This window comes from Noviherbaspirillum agri (assembly GCF_054780595.1).
Genome location: NZ_BAAGWA010000002.1, coordinates 354,634 through 381,438, shown reverse-complemented (window position 1 = coordinate 381,438; position 26,805 = coordinate 354,634). Strand labels below are relative to the sequence as shown.

Below are 26,805 nucleotides of genomic sequence, written 5' to 3'. Positions count from 1 at the left end.
GCAAATCCATTTTCATAGTCGGGGAAAAAGTGAGTAATCTGGTTCAACGGTTCCAGGAATACAGCAGCTGGCGTAACAGCGTGCTGTCCGCCCTTGATCGCTACCGGGAATGCGTAGGTGCGTCGGGATTGGCGGATGCCGCGAGCGACCAGCGCTTTTCCCGCTTGCATGCAAGATTGAAGGACGACAAGCTGTCGATTGCATTTGTTGCCGAGTTTTCACGCGGCAAGTCTGAACTCATCAACGCCATCTTCTTTGCCGATTACGGTCAGCGCATTCTTCCTTCTTCGGCCGGGCGCACGACGATGTGCCCGACCGAGTTGCTCTACGACGAGACCTTTCCGCCGTCGATTCGCTTGCTGCCCATCGAAACGCGCGCGGAGGCCTTGTCCACCAGCGAGTTCAAGGAGCGCAGCAACGTCTGGACCGTATTGCCGCTCGATGTCACTTCGGGGGAAGGAATGCTGGAGGCCTTCAAGCAGGTAAGCCTGACAAAGAGGGTTCCGGTCGAAGAGGCAAAGCGTTATGGCTTGTTCCATGAAGACGACCCCGATGCGGCGCTCGCCATCGGCGACGACGGCTTGGTCGAAATTTCGCAGTGGAGACACGCAATCGTCAATTTTCCGCATCCGTTGTTGAAGCAGGGTTTGGTCATTGTCGATACGCCGGGTTTGAATGCGATCGGCACCGAGCCGGAACTGACGCTGAACCTGATACCGAATGCACATGCGGTGCTGTTCATTCTCGCGGCGGATACTGGCGTGACCAGGAGCGATATCGACGTGTGGCGCGACCATATTGGCGCCGGCCCTGCACGCATGGTGGTGTTGAACAAGATCGACAGCATGTGGGACGAGCTGCGAAGCCCGGCTGAAATTGAGGGGCAGATCGATCGCCAGGTGGAATCGGTCGCTCATACGCTGCAGTTGTCCAAGCACCAGGTGTTCCCGGTATCTGCGCAAAAAGGTCTCGTCGGCAAAGTCAATCTTGATGCCGAACTGCTCAAGAAGAGCCGCCTTCCCGCGCTGGAGACTGCGCTGTCGGGCGAACTCATTCCGCGCAAGCAGGAAATCGTACGCGGCCAACTGGTGGCGGACATTGGTGAGCTGACCGCCTCAAAGCTGGCATTGCTGGATGCGCGCCTGCGCAGCGTCGTCGAACAACTGGTCGAGCTCAAGAGCTTGCGCGGCAAGAACCTGACGATTGTCGAGCACATGATGAAGCGCGTCGATCTCGAGAAGAAAGAGTTCGACAGCAGCCTTCTGAAACTGCAGGGAACCCGAGCAGTCTTTACCCGACTTTCGACTGAAGTGTTCACCAGCCTCGGGATGGACATCCTCAAGGAAGATATCCGCACGGCGCGCGACGCAATGGAGAGCAGCAAGTTTTCATCCGGGCTGCGCCAGGCGGTGCGGGATTTCTTCGCGAAGGTCCAGCACAACCTCGCGCTGTCGGGGCGGAAGACGGAAGAAATCACCGAGATGATGAGTGTGATGTACCGTAAGTTCTCGACGGAGCATGGTCTCGCGCTGTCCACGCCGATGCCATTCTCGCTCGACAAGTATCGCAAGGAGATCGAACTCATCGAGGATGTGTATCACAAACAGTTCGGTACGGCTGCAATCCTGACAATGCCGCAAGTGGCATTGATGACCAAATTCTTCGACTCGATTGCCTCGCGCGTGAAGCAGAGCTTTCTGCAAGCCAACCGAGATGTCGAGGCTTGGCTGAAAGTGGTGATGGCGCCGCTCGAGGCACAGATTTGGGAGCATCGCGCGCAACTGAAAAAACGGAAGCAGGCGATCGAGCGCATTCATATGGCCACGGACAGTCTTGAAGACAAGGTGCAGGACCTCGAAAGCATGCAGGCTGAGCTCGATGGGCAGAAACGGACACTGCTTCGACTGGATGCCGAACTTAAAGATGCGGTGGCATCAGAACTGGTGACGCTCAAGGCAGCAGCGTAAATGAAGCATGTCGTCCCGGCACCGGCGGATGCTCCCGGTGCGGTCCAGGCTTATTCCGACCCCGGATTTTCCAAAGACGTCATTTGCTGGCAAAAGCAGCATGGGCGCCATGCGCTGCCCTGGCAGAACACGCGCGACGCCTATCGCATCTGGCTGTCCGAAATCATGTTGCAGCAGACGCAGGTGGCCGCGGTTATTCCTTACTATCAGCGGTTCCTTGCGCGCTTCCCGGATGTGGCGTCGCTCGCATCCGCACCATCTGAAGACGTGATGGCGCATTGGAGCGGGTTAGGCTACTACACCCGTGCACGCAATCTGCATCGTTGCGCGCAACGCGTGGTTGCCGAATACGGCGGCGTTTTCCCGAGTGACCCCGTACTGTTGGCGGATCTGCCGGGGATTGGCCGTTCCACCGCCGCGGCGATTGCGGCCTTCGCCTTTGGCACGCGTGCGGCTATCCTCGATGGCAACGTCAAGCGGGTGTTCTGTCGCGTGTTTGGTGTCGATGGTTTTCCGGGGGCAAAGCCCGTTGAAGACCAGCTGTGGCGACGCGCGGTTGCGCTGCTGCCGCACCAGGATTTAGAGGCGTACACCCAAGGGTTGATGGATCTTGGTGCCACCATTTGCACCCGTAGCCGTCCGTCATGCAAGACCTGTCCGCTGGTCGAGCGCTGCGTGGCTTATGCGACCGCTCGCGTGCATTTGCTGCCTGAGCGCAAACCTAAAAAGAAGATCCCGGAAAAGAGGACGACCATGCTCGTCATTTCTCATCAGGATCATGTTCTGCTGGAACAGCGTCCGGATACTGGCATATGGGGTGGCTTGCTGTCTTTGCCTGAAATTGAAGCTCAAGATGGTGAGCTGCAGCCGGATGCAATCGCGATGGAAGTCGCCCCTTTCGGTGAGCTCGAATCATGCGAGCGATTGCAGCCGTTTTCTCATGTTTTTACGCACTTCAAGTTGCACGTGCAGCCGTTTCAGGTTCGCTTGATGCAGCGCGGTCTTGGCGTGGAGCAGGGACATCGCGTCTGGTATCCGACGATAAGGCTTGCAGATGCACCATTGCCGGCGCCAGTGAAAAAACTGTTGCTTGCAATATTTCGCGAGCCTGCCTTGTTCGTATGAACCGCGTCAGGCGGCTTCGACCCACTCAACGCGGTTGCGGCCTAGTTGCTTGGCCTGGTACAAGGCTGAATCCGCGCGCGATATCAGGTCAGTTATCTTCTCGCCCCTGCGATATTGCGCCACACCGATCGACAGGGAAATATGCTTCTGCGCGAGGATCTTCTGGAAATCAAGAAAATGCGCGTAGACGCGCAGACGCTCGGCATGCATGACCGCGCCTTTCACATCGGTGTCACGCAGGATCTGCATGAATTCGTCGCCACCATATCGGCCGAGGATATCGGTGTCGCGAATGCTGTCGAGCGCAACGCGTGAAAACTCGCGGAGGATCGTATCGCCGGCCAAGTGGCCGTAGGTATCATTGATCTCCTTGAAGCGGTCAATGTCGATCAGGCAGATGGAGAATGGCACTGAACACGTGTCCGCATGCAGTTTTGCCTGTTCCAGCTCCGACTGAATCTGCCGGCGGTTGTAGAGGCCGGTCAGCTCATCCCGCACCGATTTTTCTTCATAGTGCTCGAGCTGGTAGCGCGTTGCTTTCAGTAGCTGGCGCAGGTTCTGTATCTGCTTGCCGACGATGATCATGCCGGGGAGGGTAAGTGCCAGCACCACCCATTGCACCAGGTCTGCACGCCAGCGGTATTCTGACCCTTCCACATGCCAGCGCATTGTGATGATCCCGAGATAGGCTGCCAGGCAGCCGAGCGAAAGCAGGATAAGCGACGGTGTCGACAGGCGGAATATCCCGAATGAGAATGCGATCAGGACAAAAGGAACCAGCGCGATTTGTGTGGCTGGCTCCACATAGGCGACCGGCAGCATGATCATCAGCACAGTCACCAACTGCGGCAGCATCAGGCTGGGTTCGTCGAAGCGATCGTTGATGCCGAGCTTGAACGCCGCATAAAAAAGGCCGACCGCACATAACACGATGCCCGCAACGCCAAGGAAGGTCGTTCCGCCGATGAAGCCTTGCCGGTAAAAGATGTACAGGCTGATCGCATACAGCATCGATATCAGGCCGATGGGCGAAACCTGAGGTATGCGCAGTGACTGCATACTCTTGCGGCGGTTGATGGACTCAGACCGCATGGTTTCGCGTGCATCATCCAATAACATACGATTTGCGCTCAAGGTTGTCCCAGTTTGACTGCACGGCAGGTTGCGGGAAATGTTGCCGTGAAGGAGGCAACCTGCTATTTATCCTACGAATACCTGCCGGCGATTTTGCGTAGTGACAAACTGGAGACGAAAAGGCGCGGGAGATGCTGCCGCATTCACGTGGTCATGCGATGAAATTGTCGTTTAGATAACGGCGAGATGGATTTGCCGCGCTTGAAAGTTGCTACAGGATCTTGTGCTGCTGCAGGTACTGGTGAACGATGGAGAGGCGGCTTTGTGCGTCGTCGAGCTCGAGCAGTTTTTGCCTGGCCTTGAGCGGGATTGGCAGGATTTCGCACCAGCGGTTGGCAACCCATGCGGCATTTTCCAGTTGCATCGGCTGCGAGAACGGGCTGATGAACTCATCGCCCTGTTCCGCATGTCCCTTCGCGTCTACGTCATCGATCACAAGCTTCAGGGTTTTCGCGCAGCTGACGTGAATGTCGCTGATCGGAATGGGCTTGTCTGCAGCGATCATTTCAACGCGGGCTTCAAGGCGCTGGTCGGGAAGGACGCGCGTTTCGAGAATGCGGAAGCGCTCCCCGCCGTGCGTACGCAGCATCATGACGCCGAGGTCCTTCATGTCCCAGCCGGTAATGTTGGCGATGCATCCAACATCCTCCGGTTCGGCCGCAACGCCGACTTCCTGGCCATTCTTGATCAGCACGACGCCGAAAGGCGCATCCCGTTTCATGCATTCGCGCAGCATGTCGATGTAACGCGTCTCGAATACCTTCAGCGGCAATACGCCACCGGGGAAGAGAACGGTCTTGAGGGGGAAGAGGGGAAGCCAGCTGTCGCTTTGCATCTTGGTAAATTACGTCAGTTCGCGGTGCCGCAGCAGCACACGCTCGGTAGCGCGGAAATGCTTTGCGAGTTGTTCGACCATGTAGACTGATCGATGCTGCCCGCCGGTGCAGCCAATCGCGACGGTCAGGTAGCTGCGGTTGTCACTCTTGAACGCGGGCAGCCATTTCTCGATAAAGGCGCGGATGTCCGCAAGCAGTTCTGCGGCATGCGTCTGCGCATCCAGAAACGCGATCACAGGTTCATCGCGGCCGGTAAATGGCCGGAGCGCCGTGTCGTAGAAGGGATTGGGCAGAACGCGGACGTCAAACACCAGGTCCGCATCGAGTGGAACACCGAATTTGAAGGCGAACGATTCGAACAGCAGTGTCAGCGGAGTGCGTTCTGTGCCGACCAAGTCTTTGATCCAGGTGCGCAGCTTGTTGGCGCTCAAGCCCGACGTATCAATGACGTGACTGATCTGTTCAATACCGGCGAGCATCTCGCGCTCCCGCAGGATGCATTCTGTCAGGGTCGGTTGATCCTGGGAAGATTTGCCCGGATTGACCCTGTGAGACAAGGGGTGGCTGCGTCGTGTCTCGGAAAAGCGGGTGATCAGGGATTCTGTCTTGGCTGTCAGGAATAGTACTTTGACATCGTGACCCTCTTCTTTCAGGAGGCGGATGTCGGCTGGCAGCCCGGCAAGTGAGTCTGCACTGCGCACGTCCATCGCCACCGCCAGGTATTTTTCGTCGTCTTCGAGCCGGGTTGTGACGAGTTGGCGTAATAGCTTGGGCGGCAGGTTGTCGACGCAAAAATAACCGGCGTCTTCAAGTGCATTCAGACCAACGGATTTGCCGGAGCCGGAAATGCCAGTGATGAGGATAATGCGCATAGGGCTTAATCATACCGCAAGCGATGCGCGTGGTCCGGATAGTCCCTGTGCAAATTGGCCCGAACAGGTTGCTGCTACACGAATGCGCGGGCCGATCCCAAGGCCGGCTTGGAGTCGCAATGCAGCGCCAGCGCCACGCTAGTCGCTGCCCATGGCCTTTTGCTGCCGCTCCATGAACTCCTTGAGCGTGTCGATTCCGCGCAACTGAAGAATCGTGTTGCGTACAGCAGCTTCCAGCAGAACCGCGAGGTTGCGGCCAGCCTCGACGGGAATGATCACCTTGCGGATCGGCAGGCCGAGCACTTCTTCGGTCTGGGAGTGCAGCGGCAGGCGTTCGTAGTTCTCTTCCAGGGTGCTGCGGCGCACGAGATGCACGATCAGTTTCAGGCGCATTTTCCGGCGCACTGCGGTTTCGCCGAAGATGGTCTTGATATCGAGAAGCCCCAGGCCGCGCACTTCCAGCAGGTTCTGCAGCAATGGCGGGCAGCGACCCTCGATCATGTTGGGGGCGATGCGGGCAAATTCGACGGCATCGTCCGCAACCAGGCCGTGATTTCGCGAAATCAATTCAAGACCGAGTTCGCTCTTGCCGAGACCGGACTCGCCGGTAATCAGTACACCGACACCAAGCACATCCATGAACACGCCATGCATCGTGATGCGCTGTGCCAGTTCCTTGGAGAGGTAGACGCGGAGATAGTCAATTACCTGCGCGGCAGGCAGCGGCGTAGAGAAAAGCGGAATGTTCTTCTCGTCACAGACAGCCAGGATGTACGGCGGCGTCTCCAATCCTTGCGCGATAATAAACGCGGGCGGCTCGCCATTGACCAGCTCTTCCGTCTGGTACTTGCGCGACACCGGTGAAAGTTTGTTGTAGTACTGGATTTCCTGGTGCCCGAAAACCTGTAGTCGGCCGGGATGGATCAGGTTGAGGTGGCCGACCTGGTCTGCGGCCGACGTTGCATCACCGGAAATGCGACGCTCTCCGCCAGGAAAACCCGCAAACCATCCGAGTTGAAGCGCTTCCCTCGTGTCGTCGTAAAGCTGCTGAATTGTCAGGTGTGTGGATGCCGGCATGGCGCGGATGAAACCGGTTATGCGTGAAGACTGGGTTGCCAGTCGAGGATGCGGGCATGCACAGAGGCAGGATCAGTATCGCTGGCGAGCAGGTTGCGGAAGGCTTCGTCGGAAAACATCTCAGCGATTTCGGACAGAATTTCCAGATGCTGTTGCGTCACGTGGTCCGGAATCAGCAGGAAAACCAGCATCTTCACCGGTTGGCCATCGGGCGATTCGAATGGAATCGGATCCTTCAGTCTCACGAAAGCGGCGAGCGGTGCCTTCAAGCCCTTGATGCGGCCATGCGGAACGGCGACACCGTGGCCAAGGCCAGTTGAGCCGAGGCGCTCACGGGCAAACAGGTTGTCCGACACGACGGAACGGGCGATGCCGCAGTTATTTTCAAAAATCAATCCTGCCTGCTCGAATGCGCGCTTCTTGCTCGACACTTCAAGATCAAGGACGACGTTCGTTGCAGAAAGAATTTTTGCGAGTGTTGTCATGTCACTAAGCGATATGTTGCATCGCACAAGGTGAGTTTTCGAGACGCATTATAGGCCTCTTTGGGCGATGTGCAATCCGAAGCATATGGTGATTGACGGAAACAATATTGATCCAAGGCAGGGATTCAATACGAGATTGTTAACAATTGTCAGTGACTGAGTATTCCGGCGTGTGCCGACGCGCGTCTGACATCTCGTAGAAAGGCATTTGAGTCCGGCGCCGCGACGAAGTTTCCAAAGCGCACCTGAGCAAGAATGCAAACGCCTATCTCTGAAATGCATTGATCCCGCACTCATTAACAGCTTTTCTTCATGTCGCAGCCTGAAGGGGAGCGCCCCTATCCGGCGCTACTGCCGCGCGTTCCGTAAATTGCTCGGCCGCTGCCCCGTCGTAAAGTTACTGCGCCAGGGATTGATGTCCAGCCCACCGCGACGGGTGTAGCGCGCATAGACCGATAACTTCTGTGGCCGGCATTGCCGCAGGATATCCATGAAGATGCGTTCCACGCATTGTTCATGGAACTCGTTGTGGTTGCGGAACCCGATCAGATACTGCAGCAAGCCCTCCTGATTGATCTGTGCGCCAACGTAACGGATTTGCACGCTGCCCCAGTCCGGTTGCCCCGTGACGAGGCAGTTTGATTTCAAGAGGTGCGACGTCAGCGTTTCCTCGACCATCGCTTCGTGATGATTTGCCGTCAGCAGGGATGGATTTGGCGTGTAATTGCTGACTTCGATATCCAGCCGGTCCAGCAGCAATCCTTCCAGCTCCCCCATCTGCAGCGTGGAAAAAGCATCGGGCAGGGTGAGTTTCACCTGTACCGGCGCATCGAATCCTGCAGACAGGTCGGTGCGTAAAGTCTCCACGAGCGCATCCGGCGATTCGAGCCGTGTCTGGTTGAATGAATTCAGATAGAGCTTGAATGACTTCGATTCGATGATGTTCGGCGAATCGGCCGGCACGGTGAACGTCGCGATTGCGACCTGCGGCTTGCCGCGCATGTTCAGCCATGACAGTTCGTACGCATTCCAGATGTCGACGCCGAAAAAGGGCAGGGTACCCGTGATGCCGATCTCTTCGCGTTTCTGCTGGCGCGGGATTGGAAACAGCAGGCCGGGAGTGTATTCGGACTGGTAGCTGGTGGTCTTGCCGAGTGGAGAGGCTTCCGGCTGATTGGGCGTGGTCATGAAGCGGTGTGAGAAAGGTCGAGCGGAACGGTAGTTCCTGAAATTCCTATGACAGCGGGCGACCTTGCCGGTTCGCCCGCGTTTGAGTTACAGGAACAGCTTGTACGCGGGGTTTTCGCTTTCATCCCAGTGACGGTAACCGAGCGTCGACAGGAATTCGCGGAAAGCCTTCATTTCCTTCTTCGGTACTTGCAGCCCCACCAGGATGCGGCCGACATCGCCGCCCTGGTTGCGATAATGGAACAGGCTGATGTTCCAGTTGGGCGCCATGCTGTCGAGGAAGCGCATCAGCGCGCCGGGGCGCTCCGGGAATTCAAAACGGTACAGCAATTCATTGTGCGCGAGCGGACTCTTGCCGCCGACCAGATGCCGGATATGCAACTTGGCGAGTTCGTCGTGCGTCAGGTCGAGCGCCTTGAAGCCGTGCTTCTCGAAGTTCTTTGCGAGCTTGGCTGATTCGTCGCGGCTGGAGATTTGCACGCCGACGAACACATGCGCCTCTTTCTCGTCACTGATGCGATAGACGAACTCGGTCACATTGCGGCCGCCAGTCAGTTCGCAGAAGCGCTTGAAGCTGCCGCGCTCTTCCGGGATCGTGACCGCCAGCACCGCCTCGCGCGCCTCGCCGACTTCCGCGCGTTCGGCGACGTAGCGTAGACGGTCGAAGTTCATGTTGGCGCCGCACGCGACTGTCACCAGCACTTCATCCTTGAGCGGCTTCTTGTTCGCTATTGCGCGCTCCACATACTCCTTGGCGCCGGCAACGGCGAGCGCGCCGGCCGGCTCCAGAATGCTGCGGGTATCCTGGAAAACATCCTTGATTGCCGCGCAGACGGCATCGGTGTCGACGACGATCACGTCATCCACGTACATCTTCGCGATGCGGAATGTCTCTTCGCCCACCAGCTTGACCGCGGTACCGTCGGAAAACAGACCGACGTCCGGCAAAGTGACGCGTCGTCCCGCCTTCAGGCTGCGCGCCATTGCGTCGGAGTCGGTGGTCTGTACGCCGATGATCTTGATCTCGGGCCGGATCGCCTTGATGTAGGCCGCCACACCCGCAATCAGGCCGCCACCACCGATCGCAACGAAGATCGCATGGATCGGCCCCGGGCGCTGGCGCAGGATCTCCATCGCGATCGTGCCTTGGCCGGCGATGACATCGGGATCGTCAAATGGATGGACGAAGGTCAGCTTGTGCTTCTTCTCGAGGGTCAGTGCATGGTTGTACGCATCGGTATACGAATCGCCGAACAGCACCACTTCGCCACCGCGCGACTTCACCGCGTCGATCTTGACCGGCGGTGTGGTCGTCGGCATGACGATGACCGCACGGCAGCCGAGCTTTGCCGCTGACAGCGCCACGCCCTGCGCATGGTTGCCCGCTGACGCGCAGATGACGCCGCGCTTGAGCTGTGCGGGCGTCAGGTTCGCCATCTTGTTATAAGCACCGCGCAGCTTGAAGCTGAACACGCTCTGCACGTCTTCGCGCTTCAGGTAGATTTTGTTATTCGTCCGCTGGGACAGGGTCGGGGCAAATTCGAGGGGGGATTCAACAGCAACGTCATAGACGCGGGCGGTCAGGATCTTCTTCAGGTAGTCGGTGGTCATAGGCTAGGTATTTCGAGCGTGCGCCGGCCGGCGCGGCATTCCGGGGAACGGATCATTATAATGGACGCCCTTGGCGATTCCCGTGCATCGCTCCATTTCTGGCCCGTCCGCATTGTCTTCAAGCGGCGTATTCCTCGCACACGATGATCGAATCCGCAATCCGCTGGCTGTTAAACGTCCTTGCACTTCCCGATGTCGGGCTGCCTACGGTATTCCTGATCAGCGTGATTTCGGCGACTCTTCTTCCGCTTGGTTCGGAGCCGGCGGTCTTTGCAGTCATCAAGGCCAATGGCGCCTTGTTCTGGCCGGCGATTGCGGTGGCCACCGTCGGTAATACGATTGGCGGCATCATCGACTACTGGATGGGCTACGGTGCAAAGCAGGCCTTTGCGAAGGAGCGCGAGACCCACTGGTTCGGGTGGTTGGAGCGGTATGGCCCCAAAACCATGCTCCTGGCGTGGCTGCCCGCTATCGGAGACCCCTTGTGTACCCTCGGCGGTTGGTTGAAATTGCCTTTCTGGCCATGCGTGTTCTATATGGCGATCGGCAAATTCCTGCGTTATGTGACGATGACGTCGCTGCTGTTGTACGTTCCCGACGGCTTCTGGAGGCAGGTGGTCAACCTCTTTTAATGCAGGATCGCAGCTTTTTGCCAATTTTTGCCCTAATTTAGCCGCATGCAGCGTAAGGCTGTTGCCGCTTGATGCAACGCAATACGTTAGAATGCTTTTTTAGCGTTAGTCCGCCAATTTTTTGATGAACGCCCCAGCACAACTCCAAGCTTTGCTTTCTGACGCCCCAAGTGGCGCGGTTCCGACGCGCTTGCGCGAAATCCCGTACAACTACACCTCGTTTTCCGATCGCGAAATCGTGATCCGCCTGCTCGGCGAAGAGTCATGGCGGATTCTCGACGAGCTGCGCGGGGAGCGCCAGACCGGCCGTTCCGCCCGCATGCTGTACGAAGTGCTGGGCGATATCTGGGTTGTTCGTCGCAATCCTTACCTGCAGGACGACCTGCTCGACAATCCGAAGCGCCGCCAGGACCTGATCGAGGCGCTGAACCATCGCCTGTCCGAGGTCGAAAAGCGCCGTACAAGTACCGACCTCGAGGCAAGCGGCGATCCGCAGACCAAGCGCCGCAGCGCCAACGTCGAAGTGCTGGTGATAGCGGCGAGGAAAGCCGTCGCAGACTTCGGCGAAGAATTCCGCCGCATGTACGACCTGCGCAAGCGCGCGACCAAAGTGCTGGGCCGCTACACGGCAAAGGACAACATCAAGTTCGACGGCCTGTCGCGCGTGTCGCACGTGACGGACGCCACCGACTGGCGCGTCGAGTATCCGTTCGTCGTGCTGACGCCAGATGGCGAGGACGAAATGGCGGGTTTGGTGAAGGCCTGTATCGAACTCGGTCTGACGATCATCCCGCGCGGAGGCGGTACCGGCTATACCGGCGGTGCCGTACCCCTCACGCCCATGTCGGCCGTCATCAATACCGAAAAACTCGAGCAGATCGGGCAGGTCGAAATGACCGTGCTGCCTGGCGTCGACCGTCCCTATGCCACCATCTATACAGGCGCTGGCGTGGTCACGAAACGCGTCTCGGATGCGGCGGAAAAGGCAGGTTTCGTCTTCGCGGTCGATCCGACGTCGGCAGAGGCCTCCTGCGTTGGCGGCAATGTCGCAATGAACGCCGGCGGCAAGAAAGCCGTGTTATGGGGCACCGCGCTGGATAACCTTGCGAGCTGGCGCATGGTCGACCCGAACGGCGACTGGCTGGAAGTCACCCGGATCGAGCACAACCTCGGCAAGATCCACGACGCTCCGGTGGCGAAATTCAAGCTCGAATGGACGCATCCCGCCGACAAGGGCAAGGGCAACAAGCCGTTCAAGACCGAATACCTCGAAATCGAAGGCCGCCGCTTCCGCAAGGAAGGCCTCGGCAAGGACGTCACGGACAAGTTCCTCGCCGGACTGCCGGGCGTGCAAAAGGAGGGTTGCGACGGCCTGATCACATCGGCACGTTGGATCCTGCACAAGATGCCGAAGTACACGCGCACGGTGTGCCTCGAATTCTTTGGTCAGGCGCGCGATGCGATCCCGTCGATTGTCGAAATCAAGGATTACCTCGACGCCGAGTCGAAGAAGGGCGGCGCAATCCTCGCCGGCCTTGAGCACCTCGACGAACGCTACCTGCGCGCGGTCGGCTATGCGACCAAGTCCAAGCGCGGTGTGCTGCCGAAGATGGCGCTGTTCGGCGACATCGTCGGTGACGACGAAGAGGCAGTGGCGCGCGCGGCGTCCGAAGTGATCCGTATCGCGAATACGCGCGTTGGTGAAGGTTTCGTCGCGGTAACGCCGGAGACGCGCAAGAAATTCTGGCTGGATCGCGCACGTACCGCGGCGATCGCTAAGCACACGAACGCGTTCAAGATCAATGAAGACGTCGTCATCCCGTTAAACCGGATGGGGGAATACACCGACGGCATCGAGCGTATCAACATCGAGCTGTCGATCAAGAACAAGCTGCAATTGCTGAATGAGCTGCGCGCCTTCTTTGTTGCCGGCCATCTGCCGCTCGGCAAGAGCGATGATGCGGACGTGCATGACATTCCGCCGGAAGAATTGCTCGGTGACCGCGTCACCCAGGCATTGCAGCTGATCGATGCGACACATGCACGCTGGACTTACCTGCTGACGCAGCTCGACAAACCGCTGCGCGATGCAAAGTCGGAGCTGGCCGTACTCGGCCTCGACAAGTTGGTCGATACCTTCGACGAGCGATTGACGCGCCAGCCGGAGGCCAATGTATTCCACGTCGTGCAGGACCGTACTGTGCGCGTATCGTGGAAGGCAGAGCTGCGTGGACCGTTGCGTCAAATCTTCAACGGTGGCGCGTTCAAGCTGATCCTTGACGAATGCAGCGCCATTCACAAGCGCGTGCTGCGCGGACGTGTGTTCGTCGCCTTGCACATGCATGCGGGCGACGGCAACGTACATACGAACCTGCCCGTCAACTCCGACCACTATGAAATGCTGCAGGACGCGCACGCGGCCGTGGCACGCATCATGGTGCTGGCGCGTTCGCTGAACGGCGTGATCTCCGGCGAACACGGCATCGGCATCACCAAGCTCGAATTCCTGACGGAAGAGGAAATCAGTGATTTCCGCGACTACAAGTTGCGCGTCGATCCGGAAGGGCGATTCAACAAGGGCAAGCTGTTAAACGACCCGAGCATGCCGGCAGACTTGCGCAATGCGTACACGCCGTCGTTCGGCTTGATGGGGCATGAATCGCTGATCATGCAGCAAAGCGATATCGGCGCCATTGCGAACAGCGTGAAGGACTGCCTGCGCTGCGGCAAATGCAAACCCGTGTGCTCGACGCACGTGCCGCGTGCGAATCTTCTTTATTCGCCGCGCAACAAGATCCTCGCAACGTCACTACTGGTCGAAGCCTTCCTGTACGAAGAGCAGACCCGCCGCGGCGTGTCGATCAAACACTGGGAAGAGTTCGAAGACGTTGCCGACCACTGCACGGTCTGCCATAAATGCTTCACGCCGTGCCCGGTCGATATCGACTTCGGTGATGTATCGATGAACATGCGCAACCTGCTGCGCAAGATGGGTAAGAAATCGTTCAACCCCGGCACCACTGCCGCGATGTTCTTTCTGAACGCGACGGATCCGGCAACGATCAATGCTACGCGCGCTGCCATGACCGGACTCGGCTTTAAGGCGCAGCGCCTGGCAAATGACGTACTGAAGAAACTTGCCAGGAAGCAGACCAAGGCTCCGCCGGCAACGCACGGCAAACCGCCCGTCAAGGAACAGGTGATCCACTTCATCAACAAGAAGATGCCTGGCAACCTGCCGAAGAAGACCGCGCGTGCGCTGCTCGATATCGAAGACGACAAGGTCGTGCCGATCATCCGCGACCCGAAAAAGACCACGGCCGATACGGAAGCCGTGTTCTACTTTCCTGGCTGTGGTTCCGAGCGCCTGTTCTCGCAGGTTGGCCTCGCGACGCAGGCAATGTTGTGGCATGTCGGCGTGCAGACGGTGCTGCCGCCGGGCTATCTGTGCTGCGGCTATCCGCAGCGCGGCACCGGTCAGTACGACAAGGCCGAGAAGATGATGACGGACAACCGGGTCCTCTTCCATCGCGTCGCCAACACGCTGAACTACCTTGATATCAAGACGGTCGTAGTGTCGTGCGGTACCTGCTACGACCAGTTGCAGAGCTATGAATTCGAGAAGATTTTCCCGGGCTGCCGGATCATCGACATCCACGAGTATCTGCTGGAAAAGGGTGTGAAGCTTGAAGGTGTTGGCGGTGTTCGCTACATGTATCACGAGCCTTGCCACAATCCGATGAAGCTGCAGGATTCGCTGAAGACGGTGAATGCACTGATTACCACCGTCGACGGGCAGAAGGTCGAGAAGAACGACCGCTGCTGCGGTGAGTCGGGTACCTTCGGTGTCAGCCGCCCGGACATTTCGACGCAGGTGCGCTTCCGCAAGGAAGAGGAAATGCGCAAGGGTGCCGACAAGCTGCGCGCCGACGGATTCAGCGGCGAGGTCAAGATCCTGACGTCCTGCCCGTCGTGCTTCCAGGGCTTGTCACGCTACAACGAGGACTCCGGCACGACCGCAGACTACATCGTGATCGAGATGGCCAAGCACTTGCTCGGCGAGAACTGGCTGCCGGAATACGTCGAGCGCGCCAATAACGGTGGCATCGAACGCGTGTTGGTATAAGAGACCTATGGTGAAAGAATCTCCCTGCGAATTGTGCATCCAGCCCGGTGGCGAGGTGATCTACCGGGACGACAACTATCGCATCGTGCTGGTCGACGATGAGAATTACCCCGGCTTTTGCCGCGTCATCTGGAATGCACATGTGCGGGAGATGACCGACCTGTCCACTGCGGACCGCGCCATCCTGATCGCCGCGGTATGGCAGGTGGAGGAAGCGGTGCGCGAAGTGATGCAGCCGCACAAGATCAACGTCGCCAGCCTTGGCAACGTGGTGCCGCATGTGCATTGGCATGTGATACCGCGCTATGAGGACGATGCGCATTTCCCCAATCCGATCTGGGGCGAAATCAAGCGGACGCCGGCGTCGGCTGAACTGCAGAAACGCCAGTCACTTTTGCCGAAGCTGCGCGAAGTGATTCTTGACCGGTTTGACCAGTCCTTACTCTGATATGGCCGACTCCCCAAAGACCAACATGGTGCCAACCGCACTGACTGTGCATAAACAATCCCGCGTGCTGGAAATCGCATTCGACAGCGGCGAAGTGTTTTCCCTGCCGTTCGAGTTCCTGCGCGTGTATTCCCCGTCCGCCGAGGTGCGCGGCCATGGTGCGGGGCAGGAAGTGCTGCAGACCGGCAAACGCAACGTACTCATCACGGCGTTGGAACCCGTCGGAAACTATGCGGTTCAGCCGCATTTTTCCGATGAGCACAATACCGGGATCTACACTTGGGACTACCTGTACTGGCTCGGTACCAATCAATCCCAGCTCTGGGAAGACTATCTGAAACGTCTTGAAGCAGCGGACTTTACCCGTGAAACAGGACGCGATGCGCCCATGCTGGCCGAAAAGGGCGGCTGCGGTCACCACTGATCCGTCGCCACGAGGTGCACTTTGATTGCGGGCAAGAAAATCCGCTAATCAGGATCTCGCTCATGGGAACGCTTGGCGACGCTGCCTGTCTGCACTTGTATAATGCGGCTTCGATTAAAAAGGCCGTTCCCATGACGAATACAACGCATTTCGGTTACCAGACCGTCCCCGAGGAAGAAAAGGCGCAGAAAGTCGCACAGGTTTTTCATTCCGTTGCAAGCAAGTACGACGTGATGAACGACCTGATGTCCGGTGGGCTCCACCGTTTGTGGAAAACCTTCACCATCGCCCAGGCAGGTGTGCGTCCCGGCTTCAAGGTGCTGGACATCGCCGGCGGTACCGGCGACCTGGCAAAGGCCTTTGCGAAGCAGGCTGGGCCAACCGGCGAAGTCTGGCTGACGGATATCAATGAGTCGATGCTGCGTGTCGGGCGTGACAGGCTCTTGAACAAGGGGCTGGCGACGCCAACGTTGCTGTGTGATGCAGAGAAGCTGCCATTCCCCAGCAATTACTTCGATCGGGTGAGCGTGGCTTTCGGCCTGCGCAACATGACGCACAAGGATGCGGCGCTGGCGGAAATGCAGCGAGTGCTGAAACCGGGTGGAAAATTGCTGGTGCTGGAGTTCTCGAAAGTCTGGGAGCCCCTGCAAAAGCCCTACGACGTGTATTCGTTCTCGGTCCTGCCGTGGCTGGGCAAGCAGATCGCCAATGACTCGGAAAGCTATCGCTATCTGGCCGAATCGATCCGCATGCACCCGGATCAGGAAACCCTGAAGAAGATGATGCAGGACGCCGGCCTGGAACGTGTCGAGTATTTCAACCTGACCGCCGGGGTCGCCGCACTGCATACAGGGATCAAACTGTAGGAGAGTGTCATGAAAAGATTGTTGATTGCCCTGATGGTTGCCGTAAGTGCCGCATCCATGGTCGTAACCGAAGCCGAAGCCCGCAGAATGGGTGGTGGTGGGTCCTTTGGACGGCAGTCGCAAGGCATCAGCCGCCAGGCGCCCGCACAGCAGCCGTCACAAAACCAGATGAACAGCGCCAGCCAGCAGAAGTCGGCCGCCGCGCCGGGCGCGCAGACTGCACCAAAGCCTGCAAGTCCGTGGCGCAATATTCTCGGCGGAGCACTGCTTGGCCTGGGCTTGGGCGCGCTGCTGTCGCATCTCGGCATCGGCGGCGCGCTGGCCAGCATCATCAGCACCATACTGATGGTCGCGCTCCTGGCACTTGCCGCCATGTTCATCTACCGGATGTTTCGTCGCAAGGCACCGGATGCGCATGCTCGCGAGGCTTACGCAGGCGGATACTCCTCTGGCGTCGACACGCCGGAAATCGGTTCGCGCATTGAACCAAGAGTGCAACCAGCTGCATTCCAGGGCAACGCGGCAAGCAATACGGCAGATGCCGGCGTGCTGAACATCCCGGCGGATTTCGATGTGCCGGCTTTCCTGCGCAGTGCAAAGACGTACTTCATTCGCCTGCAGGCGGCATGGGACCGCGCGGAAGTGAACGACATCCGGGAATTCACGACGCCGGAAATGTTTGGTGAACTGCGCCTGCAACTGCAAGAGCGTGGCGCCTCGCCGAATCACACCGATGTCGTCTCGCTCGATGCCGACCTGGTCGGACTGGAGACGGTCGGCCATGAATACCTTGCCAGTGTCCGCTTCTCCGGCATGATCAAGGAAGCCGAGAATGCGCCCGCGGAGCCGTTCGCGGAAGTCTGGAATCTGACTAAGCCAGTGTCCGGCCAGGGCGGTTGGCTGCTGGCAGGGATCCAACAATTATCCTGAGCCGACTGAAATAACCATCGGCAAACTGGTAAACTTAGGCCGCCCGTGAATCGTCACGGGCGGTTTTGTTTTGTGACCATGATTTCTTCACCACTCTCCGCTGCGATCAACCATTTGCTGGCCCAGGAGGCATGGGCACGCGACAAGCTTTCCCGTCACGCCGGTAAAGTTGCCTGTTTTGATGCGGGCGTGACAGCAGTCAGACTGAAGGTTGCTTCAGACGGCATGGTGCAGGCTGCCATGGATGAGGAGCCGATCAATGTCACGATCCGCGTCAAGCTGGCGGACCTGCCGCTGATTGCGCAGAACCGCGAGCACGCTTTTTCCTATGTGAAGATCGAAGGCGATGCCGATTTTGCGAACGTCATCTCGCAACTGGGCGAAAACCTGCGCTGGGAAGCGGAGCAGGACCTCAGCCGGCTGATCGGCGAAATCGCCGCTGCCCGTGTTGTCGGCGGTGCGCGTGTGGTGTTCGAAACCGTGCGCGTCACCCATCAACGGCTGGCGGAGAACGTGGCCGAATATTTTCTCGACGAAAAACCGCTGCTGGTGAGGCCGCAGACCGTGGCCGATTTCTCCAGCGATGTCACCAGGTTGCGTGACGATGTCGAGCGTCTTGCCAAGCGCATCGATAAACTAAAGGAAAGCCGCTAAATGCTATTCAGATTACTGCGGCTGTTCAAAATCGCCCGCGTCGTGGTCCGCTACGGACTGGACGATATTGCGATATCGAGCCTCGCCCATCCCCGCATTGCGAAGCTGATTTCAGCTTTAGTATTCTGGCGCGACATTTCGGCGCCGCGCGGCGTGCGCTTGCGTCAGGCACTGGAAGACCTTGGGCCAATCTTCGTGAAATTCGGTCAGGTGCTGTCGACCCGTCGCGACCTGATTCCGTTGGATATCGCGAATGAACTGGCGAAGCTGCAGGACCGTGTGCCGCCCTTCGATTCCGATCTCGCCATCGTGCAGATCAAAAAGTCCCTCGGCGCACATCCCGACCAGCTGTTTGCGGAATTCAGCCGTGAACCGGTGGCATCCGCGTCGATCGCGCAAGTGCATTTCGCCACCCTCAAGAACGGTACCGAAGTCGCGGTAAAAGTGCTGCGCCCCGGCATGAAGAAGTCGATCGAGAAAGACATCGCGCTCATGCGGATTGCCGCCGGTTGGGTGGAAAAGCTGTGGGCGGACGGCCGGCGACTGAAGCCGAAAGAAGTGGTCGCCGAGTTCGACAAGTATCTGCATGACGAGCTGGATTTGATGCGCGAGGCGGCCAATGCAAGCCAGCTGCGCCGCAACTTCATGAATTCCGACCTGCTGATCGTGCCAGAGATGTACTGGGACTACTGTTCGACGTCGGTGATTGTGATGGAGCGCATGAAAGGCGTCCCGATCTCGCAGATCGACCGGCTGGTGGCCGAAGGCGTGGATCTGAAAAAGCTTTCCCGCGATGGTGTCGAGATCTTCTTCACACAGGTATTCCGTGACGGTTTTTTTCATGCAGACATGCATCCCGGGAACATCCTGGTGTCGCTGGAACCGGCAACCTTTGGCCGGTACATCGCACTCGATTTCGGTATCGTCGGCACCTTGACGGACTACGACAAGGATTACCTGTCGCAGAACTTCCTGGCCTTCTTCCGTCGCGACTACAAGCGCGTCGCACAGGCGCACATCGAATCAGGCTGGGCACCGAAAGAAACACGGGTCGATGAGCTGGAGTCGGCGGTCCGCGCCTGCTGCGAGCCGATTTTCGACAAGCCGTTGCGCGACATATCATTTGGCCAAGTACTGTTGAGGCTTTTCCAGACATCGCGGCGCTTCAATGTCGAAGTGCAGCCGCAACTGGTGCTGCTGCAAAAGACCTTGCTCAACATCGAAGGACTTGGCCGGCAGCTCGACCCGGATCTCGATCTCTGGAAAACCGCAAAGCCTTACCTCGAGCGCTGGATGGAAGACCAGATCGGCCTGCGTGGCCTGATTGCACGCTTCAAGGAAGAGATCCCGCATTACAACAACATGATTCCGCAATTGCCGCGGCTGGTGCATCAGGTGCTGTCGGCAAGGGTCGAGGAACCCCCGAAGCACAATGCAGAACTCCTGAAGCAGCTGATTGCCGAACAAAGGCGCACCAACCTGCTGCTTGGCTTCGCCGTGTATTTTGGCGGCGGTCTGATCGGCGGCATCATCGTCGCGCAGCTGATGTTGCGCTGGTATCCGTTCTTTCACTGGTAACCACTCACACCATGCCGACTTTCGAATCCCGCGATCCTTCCCAGTCCGCCTTCTGGTCTGAACGGTTTGAGCAGGATTTCAAGCCTTGGGATCGGGGCAGCGTGCCGCAGCAACTGCAGAGGTTTGTCGCAGAATCGCCACGCAAGTATGCAACCCTGATCCCGGGCTGCGGCACAGGCTACGAAGTGGCCTGCCTGGCGGAGGCCGGTTGGGATGTGACCGCAATCGATTTTTCCGAAGCCGCCGTGGACGCTGCACGCAAGGTCCTCGGTCCACTGGCGTCCCGCGTCAGGCAGGCGGATTTCTTTCACTTTGCACCCGAACATCCGGTCGAGCTGATCTATGAACGCGCCTTCTTCTGCGCGCTTCCACCGCGCATGCGGCCGGATGTCGTGGCACGCTGGGCGCAGCTGCTCCCGCCCGGCGCACTGCTCGCAGGGTATTTTTTCTTCAGTGAGGGGCCGAAAGGTCCGCCGTTTGGCATCTCCCGAGAAGAGCTGGATGCCATGCTGACATCGGCATTCGAATGCGTCGCGGACGAAGCCGTGCCCGACTCGCTCCCGGTTTTTGCCGGCAAGGAGCGCTGGCAGGTGTGGCGGCGTCGACCAACCTGATCTATCCGGCCTGCCGCAATTTCTTTTTTCGACCTATGTGACTGGTTTCTGCCGCTATAATCGCGAAAATTTGCCACAGGGCTATAAGCGGTAGCAGACGCACCCTGTTTTCTCTGATGCCGGGAGCGGAATGGCAGCTGCTCGGTGATTATTCCGGATTCTTCGTGCGGGGCAAACATCCATGAACTACACACTCATCTCTTTTGTCGTGCTGTATCTGCTCGGCACGCTTGCCTTGGGCGTCTGGGCCGGGACACGCATCAAGAGCACCAGCGACTTCGCCGTCGCCGGTCGCAGCTTGCCGTTGATCATGGTGGTCACGACGACGTTTGCGACCTGGTTTGGCGCTGAAACGGTGATGGGCATTCCGGCCAAGTTCGTACAGGGTGGATTAAATGCCATTGTGGAAGATCCTTTTGGCGCCGGTACCTGCCTGATATTGGTCGGCATGTTTTTCGCCACCAAGCTCTACAAGCAGAACCTGCTGACCATCGGTGACTTCTATCGCAACCGGTACGGAAAGGGCATCGAGGTATTCTGTTCCGTCGCGATCATCCTGAGCTACCTCGGCTGGGTGGCGGCCCAGATCACGGCACTTGGCCTGGTATTCTCGGTCCTGACCAACGGTGCCATGTCGGAGACCACCGGCATGATCATCGGCACGCTCGCGGTGTTGATCTATGTGGTGATCGGCGGCTTTCTCGCTGTCGCCTGGACCGATTTCATTCAGATGATTGTGCTCGTGCTCGGCCTGAGCGCCATTGCCTTCTTTTCGGCTGACTTGGCCGGCGGCTCCGACAAGGTCTTCGCACTGGCGAGCGACACTAATCTCTGGAATTTCCTGCCGCCGGCCACGTTCACGGACATCGCCTTCTTCATCGGCGCTGCGGTGACGATGATGCTGGGCAGCATTCCGCAACAGGACGTATTCCAGCGTGTGATGTCGGCAAAGGATGCACCCACCGCCCGCACCGGTGCCATCATCGGCGGCGCGAGTTATATCCTCTTCGCCTTCGTCCCGATGTTCATTGTCGCGAGCGCTGTCGTGGTCATGGGGGAGGGCGCGCTTGACTTGGCCAAGAACGACTATCAGCGCCTGCTTCCGACCTTCATCATGACCAAGATGCCGCTGGTGATGCAGATCTTCTTCTTCGGTGCGCTGGTGTCCGCCATCAAGAGCACTTCCTCGGCTACCCTGCTCGCACCGTCCACCAGCTTTGTCGAGAACATCCTCAAAAACCTGCGTCCGGGCATGAGCGACCGGCAGCAACTATTCGCGATGCGCTGCACGATCGTGGTTTTTGCCGCACTGGTATTGGCCTACGCTATCGCTATGAACGGTACCTCGATCTATGACCTGGTATCGACGGCCTACCAAGTGACTCTGGTCGGTGCCTTTGTGCCGCTGGTCATGGGGCTGTATTGGCAGCGAGCCACGACACAAGGCGCCATTGTTTCGCTCGCGGCCGGTATCGGCACCTGGATTCTGTTTTTCCCCCAGATCACCAGCCTGGGAGAGCAATTCCCCGGGCAGCTCGCCGGCCTCATCGCTGCATTTGCGGGCATGATTCTCGGATCGCTACTTCCGCAAGTGCTGAAGAACCGCCACGAGCCAAGGCATTCTGCACGCGAGGCAAGTGCCTGAAGCAGTAATTTCCATTGGTGAGTTGGCAATTCTGTTTGGCGTCGGCTGTAAATTAATGGCTGGCCGGCGCTCGGCGAACAGTCTCGCCAGCTTTTCTCGGTGGCGACCATCATGGATTGACGCAAAGGTAGCCCGAAAATCTTTATAATTCAGGGTTTTGGACGATTTTCGAGAGGTACCCTCATGCCGATTTACGCTTATCGCTGCGAAACGTGCGGTTTCACCAAGGATGTGCTGCAAAAAGTGTCTGACGCGCCGCTGACGGTATGCCCATCGTGTGAAAAAAACGCTTTCAAGAAGCAATTGACCGCTGCCGGATTCCAATTGAAAGGCACCGGCTGGTACGCAACCGACTTCCGCAATGGCAGCGGAGGAGCTTCTGCCCCGGCAACAAAAGCCAAGGAAGCGGAAAGTGCTTGCCCGGCCTCTGAATCCTGCGGCGTGGCGTGCGGCGCTTCGGCTGCGCCAGCAGCCTGATAATCAAAAGGTGCGGGGCGCTTGCCCGGCACCATAAGGACCATGCGTAAATATTTTGTCACCGGCCTGCTGGTACTGGTTCCCCTGGCGATCACGCTGTGGGTGCTGAACCTGATTGTCAGCACCATGGACCAGTCCTTGCTGCTGTTGCCGGAGCGCTGGCGGCCGGCGGCCCTGTTCGGGATCAACATTCCCGGACTGGGCACCATCCTGACACTGCTGTTCGTTTTTGTGACAGGCCTGCTGACGCGCAACTTCATCGGCAAGCAGGTGGTGCACCTGTGGGAGCGTTTGCTGACGCGCATTCCTATCGTCAGCTCGATCTACTCCAGCGTGAAGCAGGTATCGGACACCTTGTTCTCCTCGTCCGGCAATGCGTTCCGCAAGGCGATGCTCGTGCAATATCCGCGCGAAGGTTCCTGGACGATCGCCTTCCTGACCGGCACGCCAGGCGGGGACGTGAAGAATCACCTGACCGGCGACTACATCAGCGTCTATGTGCCGACCACACCGAACCCGACCTCCGGCTTCTTCCTGATGATGCCGAGGGCGGACGCAATCGAGCTGGACATGACGGTCGATGAAGCGTTGAAGTACATCGTATCGATGGGCGTGGTTGCACCTGAATATGTCGTCGCTGCCTCGAAAAATCTGAAGGCTGTCCCACCACCGATCTGAAACAAGTGGCCAATTAATCCAGACCCCGTGCGGCCGGCATGCCGCGACGGGATCCATTACAAAGAATCTGAAACTGGAAACTGACTATGTCTATGCGAACTCATTACTGCGGCCTCGTCACTGAGGAGCTCCTCGGCCAAACCGTCAGCCTGTGCGGCTGGGTGCATCGCCGGCGCGACCATGGTGGCGTGATCTTTATCGACCTGCGCGACCGCGAGGGTTTGGTGCAAGTGGTGTGCGACCCGGACCGTGCCGACGTGTTCAAGACGGCGGAAGCAGTGCGCAACGAATTCTGCGTGCGCATCACCGGCCTGGTGCGCAGCCGCCCGGAAGGCACGACCAACGCCAACCTCAAGTCGGGCAAGATCGAAGTGCTGTGCCAGCAGTTCGAAGTGCTGAACGCGTCGGTTACGCCGCCGTTCCAGCTCGATGACGACAACCTGTCGGAAACCACCCGCCTGACGCACCGCGTGCTCGACCTGCGCCGCCCGCAAATGCAAAACAACCTGCGCCTGCGCTACAAGGTGACGATGGAAGTGCGCAAGTTCCTGGACGCCAACGGCTTCATCGACATCGAAACGCCGATGCTGACCAAGTCGACGCCGGAAGGCGCGCGTGACTATCTCGTGCCGTCGCGCGTCAACGCCGGCAACTTCTTCGCGCTGCCGCAGTCGCCGCAGCTGTTCAAGCAGCTGCTGATGGTCGCCAACTTCGACCGCTACTACCAGATCACCAAGTGCTTCCGCGACGAAGACCTGCGCGCCGACCGCCAGCCGGAATTCACGCAGATCGACTGCGAGACCTCGTTCATGAACGAGCAGGAAATCCGCGACATGTTCGAAGGCATGATCCGCGGCGTGTTCAAGAACGTGCTCGACATCGACCTGCCGAATCCGTTCCCGGTTATGGACTATGCGACCGCGATGGGCCTGTATGGCTCGGACAAGCCGGACATGCGCGTGAAGCTGGAGTTCACCGATTTGACCGACGTGATGAAGGACGTCGAATTCAAGGTCTTCTCGGCTGCGGCCAACATGGACGGCGGCCGCGTGGTCGGCCTGCGCGTTCCGGGTGGCGGCACAATGCCGCGTTCCGAGATCGACGCCTACACCCAGTTCGTCGCGATCTACGGCGCCAAGGGGCTGGCCTACATCAAGGTCAACGAGAAGGCCAAGGGCCGTGACGGCCTGCAGTCGCCGATCGTCAAGAACATCCATGATGCCGCGCTGAACGCGATTATCGAGAAGACTGGCGCGCAGGACGGCGACCTGATCTTCTTCGGCGCCGACAAGGCCAAGGTAGTCAATGACGCCATCGGTGCATTGCGCGTGAAGATCGGCCACAGCGAATTCGGCAAGAAGAGCGGCCTGTTCGAGGATGCATGGAAGCCGCTGTGGGTGATCGACTTCCCGATGTTCGAGTACGACGAGGAAAGCCAGCGTTACGCCGCTGCGCACCATCCGTTTACGTCGCCGAAGGACGGTCACGAGGACCTGCTCGAAACCAATCCGGGCAAGGCACTCGCCAAGGCCTACGACATGGTGCTGAACGGCTGGGAGCTGGGTGGCGGCTCGGTGCGTATCCACCGTGCTGACGTGCAGAGCAAGGTGTTCCGCGCACTCAAGATCGATGCAGAAGAGGCGCAGCTCAAGTTCGGCTTCCTGCTCGACGCGCTGCAGTACGGTGCGCCTCCGCACGGTGGCCTGGCGTTCGGCCTCGACCGCATCGTGACGATGATGACCGGCGCCGAATCGATCCGCGACGTGATCGCATTCCCGAAGACCCAGCGTGCGCAGTGCTTGCTGACCCAGGCACCGTCCGAGGTCGACGAGAAGCAGCTGCGCGAACTGCATATCCGTTTGCGCACTGTCGAGCCGGCAGTGAAGGCGTAAGGATAGCGGTGAATGGAAGACAAAAAGGCGCAAAGTTCGGCGCCTTTTTGTTTTGTGCATCGCCTTGGCTTTGACCTACGCATCATTGCGCATGCAGTCGGCGCTGTACCCTGTAAAGCTAAACGGATGTCCCTTCCTGCACTCAGCAGTTAAATGCCCAAACCCTACAAAATCCCTGAATCCGTACTCGTTGTCATTCATACCGCCGCGCGCGAGGTCTTGCTGATCGAGCGCGCGGATAGACCCGGATATTGGCAATCGGTCACCGGGTCGAAGGATGCGGAAGATGAACCGCTGGCGCTGACCGCGCGGCGTGAAGTGTTTGAAGAGACCGGCATCCGGATCGAGGACGCCATACCGGATGGGCAGCCAGAACTGAACGTCGTCCCTGCCTGCAATCTGGTGGATTGGCACTTATCCAACGTGTTCGAAATTTACCCCGTGTGGCGCCATCGGTATGCGCCAGGTGTCATGATGAATACGGAACACGTCTTCGGGCTCATGGTGCCGCGAAATATTCCTATTACGCTTGCACCACGCGAGCACCTCAACCACATCTGGCTGCCGTATCGGGAAGCCGCGGACAAGTGTTTTTCGCCCTCCAACGCGGAAGCCATCCTGCAATTGTCGACTTATGCTTCGGGCTGATAAAACTTGTTCTGGGATAAGTTTGTCGAAAACAGTTTTCATCCCCGTGCCGGCTTGCTTCTCTTGGTTGGCACAAGGTCTAGAATACTTTCATGAAACTCCGGATTGCGACGTACAACATTCACAAGGGCGTCAGCACACTACGCAGCATGCCGCGCATTCATGCGCTGAAGCAGGCTCTCGCATCAATGGAAGCCGATGTGCTTTTCTTGCAAGAAGTGCAGGGGCGGCACGACAAGCATGCCATGCGCCACGCCGCCCTTTGGCCAGAGGAGGCGCAGCATCAATTCCTGGCAGGCGACTCACACCAAGCTGTGTACGGAATGAATGCCGTGTACGACCATGGACACCATGGCAATGCATTGCTGAGCCGTTTCCCGGTTCTCTCCGCCAATAACCGTGACGTGTCGGACCATGCATTCGAGCATAGGGGCATCCTGCATTGCGTGGTTCAGGCGCCCAAGGACGATATCCATTGCTACGTCGTGCATCTCGGGCTGTTTGCCCGTAGCCGCCGGCGCCAGACGGAAGCGCTGATCGAGGCAGTCGAAAGTTCATCTCCCTCCGATGCGCCATTGATCATCGCGGGTGACTTCAACGACTGGACCAACCAGTTGAGCGACACCTTGCGCAATCGCCTCGGCGTCACCGAAGTGTTCGACGAGGGCTTGCATACGCGCGGCTTCGGTACCTACCTGCGTACCTTGAGCGGACGCGGGCCGAAAGCGGTACCTGCGCGCACTTTCCCGGCCGCGCTGCCCTGGCTGCGGCTCGATCGCATCTATGTGCGCGGCTTCCGGATCGAATCTGCACAGGTAATGCATGGCGCCCTGTGGGCGAAGCTGTCCGACCACGCACCGATTGTTGCATCTCTCGCATTGCAATAATTGCTGCAACT

General features: G+C 58.5%; 24 protein-coding genes. 17 read left to right on the top strand and 7 right to left on the bottom strand.

Annotated features, from left to right (window positions below; translation table 11 throughout):
• Positions 1 to 29: 29 nt before the first annotated feature.
• Both ACYVIA_RS04450 and mutY read left to right on the top strand, forming a co-directional pair.
• Positions 30 to 1,967, top strand: coding sequence for a dynamin family protein (locus ACYVIA_RS04450; protein ID WP_460838270.1), 1,938 nt, complete (start codon positions 30 to 32; stop codon positions 1,965 to 1,967).
• On the top strand, positions 1,968 to 3,092 hold the full coding sequence (gene mutY, locus ACYVIA_RS04445) for an A/G-specific adenine glycosylase (protein WP_460838269.1): 1,125 nt from the start codon (positions 1,968 to 1,970) through the stop codon (positions 3,090 to 3,092).
• Positions 3,093 to 3,098: 6 nt separating this feature from the next.
• On the opposite strand, the gene ACYVIA_RS04440 is transcribed toward mutY, so the two are convergent.
• From ACYVIA_RS04440 to ilvA, 7 genes are all read right to left on the bottom strand, one after another.
• Positions 3,099 to 4,184 (bottom strand): GGDEF domain-containing protein, encoded by a 1,086-nt coding sequence (locus ACYVIA_RS04440; protein ID WP_460838267.1) that lies wholly within the window; start codon positions 4,182 to 4,184, stop codon positions 3,099 to 3,101.
• A gap of 253 nt (positions 4,185 to 4,437) precedes the next feature.
• The gene (locus tag ACYVIA_RS04435) at positions 4,438 to 5,061 is read right to left on the bottom strand and encodes an LON peptidase substrate-binding domain-containing protein (protein WP_460838266.1); all 624 of its coding nucleotides are present in this window, start codon (positions 5,059 to 5,061) and stop codon (positions 4,438 to 4,440) included.
• 9 nt (positions 5,062 to 5,070) lie between these two features.
• Positions 5,071 to 5,934 carry an RNase adapter RapZ gene (rapZ, locus tag ACYVIA_RS04430; RefSeq protein WP_460838264.1) on the bottom strand — a complete coding sequence of 288 codons (864 nt, stop codon included), beginning with the start codon at positions 5,932 to 5,934 and terminating at the stop codon, positions 5,071 to 5,073.
• A gap of 138 nt (positions 5,935 to 6,072) precedes the next feature.
• Positions 6,073 to 7,011 carry an HPr(Ser) kinase/phosphatase gene (hprK, locus tag ACYVIA_RS04425; RefSeq protein ID WP_460838263.1) on the bottom strand — a complete coding sequence of 313 codons (939 nt, stop codon included), beginning with the start codon at positions 7,009 to 7,011 and terminating at the stop codon, positions 6,073 to 6,075.
• A 17-nt stretch (positions 7,012 to 7,028) separates the two neighbouring features.
• Positions 7,029 to 7,496, bottom strand: a complete 468-nt coding sequence (locus ACYVIA_RS04420) for a PTS sugar transporter subunit IIA (RefSeq protein WP_460838260.1) — start codon at positions 7,494 to 7,496, stop codon at positions 7,029 to 7,031.
• A 348-nt stretch (positions 7,497 to 7,844) separates the two neighbouring features.
• Entirely contained in the window at positions 7,845 to 8,684 is an 840-nt protein-coding gene (gene queF, locus ACYVIA_RS04415; RefSeq protein WP_460838258.1) for an NADPH-dependent 7-cyano-7-deazaguanine reductase QueF, read from the bottom strand.
• Positions 8,685 to 8,771: 87 nt separating this feature from the next.
• Positions 8,772 to 10,295 (bottom strand): threonine ammonia-lyase, biosynthetic, encoded by a 1,524-nt coding sequence (gene ilvA, locus ACYVIA_RS04410; protein ID WP_460838255.1) that lies wholly within the window; start codon positions 10,293 to 10,295, stop codon positions 8,772 to 8,774.
• Between the two features lie 143 nt (positions 10,296 to 10,438).
• On the opposite strand from ilvA, the gene ACYVIA_RS04405 reads away from it, so the two are divergent.
• The 15 genes from ACYVIA_RS04405 (at position 10,439) to ACYVIA_RS04335 (ending at position 26,794) form a co-directional block, all read left to right on the top strand.
• Entirely contained in the window at positions 10,439 to 10,927 is a 489-nt protein-coding gene (locus tag ACYVIA_RS04405) for a YqaA family protein (protein ID WP_460838253.1), read from the top strand.
• 124 nt (positions 10,928 to 11,051) lie between these two features.
• Complete coding sequence (locus ACYVIA_RS04400) at positions 11,052 to 15,053, top strand: DUF3683 domain-containing protein (protein ID WP_460838251.1); 4,002 nt, start codon at positions 11,052 to 11,054, stop codon at positions 15,051 to 15,053.
• A 7-nt stretch (positions 15,054 to 15,060) separates the two neighbouring features.
• Positions 15,061 to 15,501 (top strand): HIT family protein, encoded by a 441-nt coding sequence (locus tag ACYVIA_RS04395; protein WP_460838249.1) that lies wholly within the window; start codon positions 15,061 to 15,063, stop codon positions 15,499 to 15,501.
• A 1-nt stretch (position 15,502) separates the two neighbouring features.
• On the top strand, positions 15,503 to 15,925 hold the full coding sequence (locus tag ACYVIA_RS04390) for a gamma-butyrobetaine hydroxylase family protein (RefSeq protein WP_460838722.1): 423 nt from the start codon (positions 15,503 to 15,505) through the stop codon (positions 15,923 to 15,925).
• A 131-nt stretch (positions 15,926 to 16,056) separates the two neighbouring features.
• A complete protein-coding gene (gene ubiE, locus ACYVIA_RS04385; protein WP_460838247.1) occupies positions 16,057 to 16,791 on the top strand; it encodes a bifunctional demethylmenaquinone methyltransferase/2-methoxy-6-polyprenyl-1,4-benzoquinol methylase UbiE in 735 nt (244 codons plus the stop codon).
• Between the two features lie 9 nt (positions 16,792 to 16,800).
• Positions 16,801 to 17,721, top strand: a complete 921-nt coding sequence (locus ACYVIA_RS04380) for a Tim44 domain-containing protein (protein WP_460838245.1) — start codon at positions 16,801 to 16,803, stop codon at positions 17,719 to 17,721.
• Positions 17,722 to 17,799: 78 nt separating this feature from the next.
• Positions 17,800 to 18,375, top strand: a complete 576-nt coding sequence (locus ACYVIA_RS04375) for a ubiquinone biosynthesis accessory factor UbiJ (RefSeq protein WP_460838242.1) — start codon at positions 17,800 to 17,802, stop codon at positions 18,373 to 18,375.
• Positions 18,376 to 19,953: a ubiquinone biosynthesis regulatory protein kinase UbiB gene (ubiB, locus tag ACYVIA_RS04370; RefSeq protein ID WP_460838239.1), complete on the top strand. Its 1,578-nt coding sequence runs from the start codon at positions 18,376 to 18,378 to the stop codon at positions 19,951 to 19,953. It begins immediately after the preceding gene.
• A gap of 11 nt (positions 19,954 to 19,964) precedes the next feature.
• Positions 19,965 to 20,567: a methyltransferase domain-containing protein gene (locus ACYVIA_RS04365; RefSeq protein ID WP_460838237.1), complete on the top strand. Its 603-nt coding sequence runs from the start codon at positions 19,965 to 19,967 to the stop codon at positions 20,565 to 20,567.
• A gap of 181 nt (positions 20,568 to 20,748) precedes the next feature.
• Positions 20,749 to 22,212, top strand: a complete 1,464-nt coding sequence (locus tag ACYVIA_RS04360) for a high affinity choline transporter 1 (protein WP_460838235.1) — start codon at positions 20,749 to 20,751, stop codon at positions 22,210 to 22,212.
• A gap of 183 nt (positions 22,213 to 22,395) precedes the next feature.
• Positions 22,396 to 22,689 (top strand): FmdB family zinc ribbon protein, encoded by a 294-nt coding sequence (locus ACYVIA_RS04355; protein ID WP_460838233.1) that lies wholly within the window; start codon positions 22,396 to 22,398, stop codon positions 22,687 to 22,689.
• 42 nt (positions 22,690 to 22,731) lie between these two features.
• Complete coding sequence (locus ACYVIA_RS04350; RefSeq protein WP_460838232.1) at positions 22,732 to 23,367, top strand: DUF502 domain-containing protein; 636 nt, start codon at positions 22,732 to 22,734, stop codon at positions 23,365 to 23,367.
• Between the two features lie 86 nt (positions 23,368 to 23,453).
• Positions 23,454 to 25,259: an aspartate--tRNA ligase gene (gene aspS, locus ACYVIA_RS04345; protein ID WP_460838230.1), complete on the top strand. Its 1,806-nt coding sequence runs from the start codon at positions 23,454 to 23,456 to the stop codon at positions 25,257 to 25,259.
• Between the two features lie 153 nt (positions 25,260 to 25,412).
• A complete protein-coding gene (nudB, locus tag ACYVIA_RS04340) occupies positions 25,413 to 25,907 on the top strand; it encodes a dihydroneopterin triphosphate diphosphatase (protein ID WP_460838228.1) in 495 nt (164 codons plus the stop codon).
• A 92-nt stretch (positions 25,908 to 25,999) separates the two neighbouring features.
• Entirely contained in the window at positions 26,000 to 26,794 is a 795-nt protein-coding gene (locus ACYVIA_RS04335; protein WP_460838225.1) for an endonuclease/exonuclease/phosphatase family protein, read from the top strand.
• Positions 26,795 to 26,805 lie beyond the last annotated feature (11 nt).

Bases quoted from the DNA above. Each gene is read 5' to 3' on its own strand.
- rapZ (WP_460838264.1), bottom strand. From the start codon at position 5,934: ATGCGCATTATCCTCATCACTGGCATTTCCGGCTCCGGCAAATCCGTT.
- ubiB (WP_460838239.1), top strand. From the start codon at position 18,376: ATGCTATTCAGATTACTGCGGCTGTTCAAAATCGCCCGCGTCGTGGTC.
- ubiE (WP_460838247.1), top strand. From the start codon at position 16,057: ATGACGAATACAACGCATTTCGGTTACCAGACCGTCCCCGAGGAAGAA.
- queF (WP_460838258.1), bottom strand. From the start codon at position 8,684: ATGACCACGCCCAATCAGCCGGAAGCCTCTCCACTCGGCAAGACCACC.
- aspS (WP_460838230.1), top strand. From the start codon at position 23,454: ATGTCTATGCGAACTCATTACTGCGGCCTCGTCACTGAGGAGCTCCTC.
- ACYVIA_RS04365 (WP_460838237.1), top strand. From the start codon at position 19,965: ATGCCGACTTTCGAATCCCGCGATCCTTCCCAGTCCGCCTTCTGGTCT.
- ACYVIA_RS04360 (WP_460838235.1), top strand. From the start codon at position 20,749: ATGAACTACACACTCATCTCTTTTGTCGTGCTGTATCTGCTCGGCACG.
- ACYVIA_RS04355 (WP_460838233.1), top strand. From the start codon at position 22,396: ATGCCGATTTACGCTTATCGCTGCGAAACGTGCGGTTTCACCAAGGAT.
- ACYVIA_RS04335 (WP_460838225.1), top strand. From the start codon at position 26,000: ATGAAACTCCGGATTGCGACGTACAACATTCACAAGGGCGTCAGCACA.
- ACYVIA_RS04405 (WP_460838253.1), top strand. From the start codon at position 10,439: ATGATCGAATCCGCAATCCGCTGGCTGTTAAACGTCCTTGCACTTCCC.
- mutY (WP_460838269.1), top strand. From the start codon at position 1,968: ATGAAGCATGTCGTCCCGGCACCGGCGGATGCTCCCGGTGCGGTCCAG.
- ACYVIA_RS04380 (WP_460838245.1), top strand. From the start codon at position 16,801: ATGAAAAGATTGTTGATTGCCCTGATGGTTGCCGTAAGTGCCGCATCC.
- ACYVIA_RS04435 (WP_460838266.1), bottom strand. From the start codon at position 5,061: ATGCAAAGCGACAGCTGGCTTCCCCTCTTCCCCCTCAAGACCGTTCTC.
- ACYVIA_RS04400 (WP_460838251.1), top strand. From the start codon at position 11,052: ATGAACGCCCCAGCACAACTCCAAGCTTTGCTTTCTGACGCCCCAAGT.
- ACYVIA_RS04350 (WP_460838232.1), top strand. From the start codon at position 22,732: ATGCGTAAATATTTTGTCACCGGCCTGCTGGTACTGGTTCCCCTGGCG.
- hprK (WP_460838263.1), bottom strand. From the start codon at position 7,011: ATGCCGGCATCCACACACCTGACAATTCAGCAGCTTTACGACGACACG.
- ACYVIA_RS04395 (WP_460838249.1), top strand. From the start codon at position 15,061: ATGGTGAAAGAATCTCCCTGCGAATTGTGCATCCAGCCCGGTGGCGAG.
- ACYVIA_RS04440 (WP_460838267.1), bottom strand. From the start codon at position 4,184: ATGCGGTCTGAGTCCATCAACCGCCGCAAGAGTATGCAGTCACTGCGC.
- ilvA (WP_460838255.1), bottom strand. From the start codon at position 10,295: ATGACCACCGACTACCTGAAGAAGATCCTGACCGCCCGCGTCTATGAC.
- ACYVIA_RS04390 (WP_460838722.1), top strand. From the start codon at position 15,503: ATGGCCGACTCCCCAAAGACCAACATGGTGCCAACCGCACTGACTGTG.
- ACYVIA_RS04420 (WP_460838260.1), bottom strand. From the start codon at position 7,496: ATGACAACACTCGCAAAAATTCTTTCTGCAACGAACGTCGTCCTTGAT.
- ACYVIA_RS04375 (WP_460838242.1), top strand. From the start codon at position 17,800: ATGATTTCTTCACCACTCTCCGCTGCGATCAACCATTTGCTGGCCCAG.
- nudB (WP_460838228.1), top strand. From the start codon at position 25,413: ATGCCCAAACCCTACAAAATCCCTGAATCCGTACTCGTTGTCATTCAT.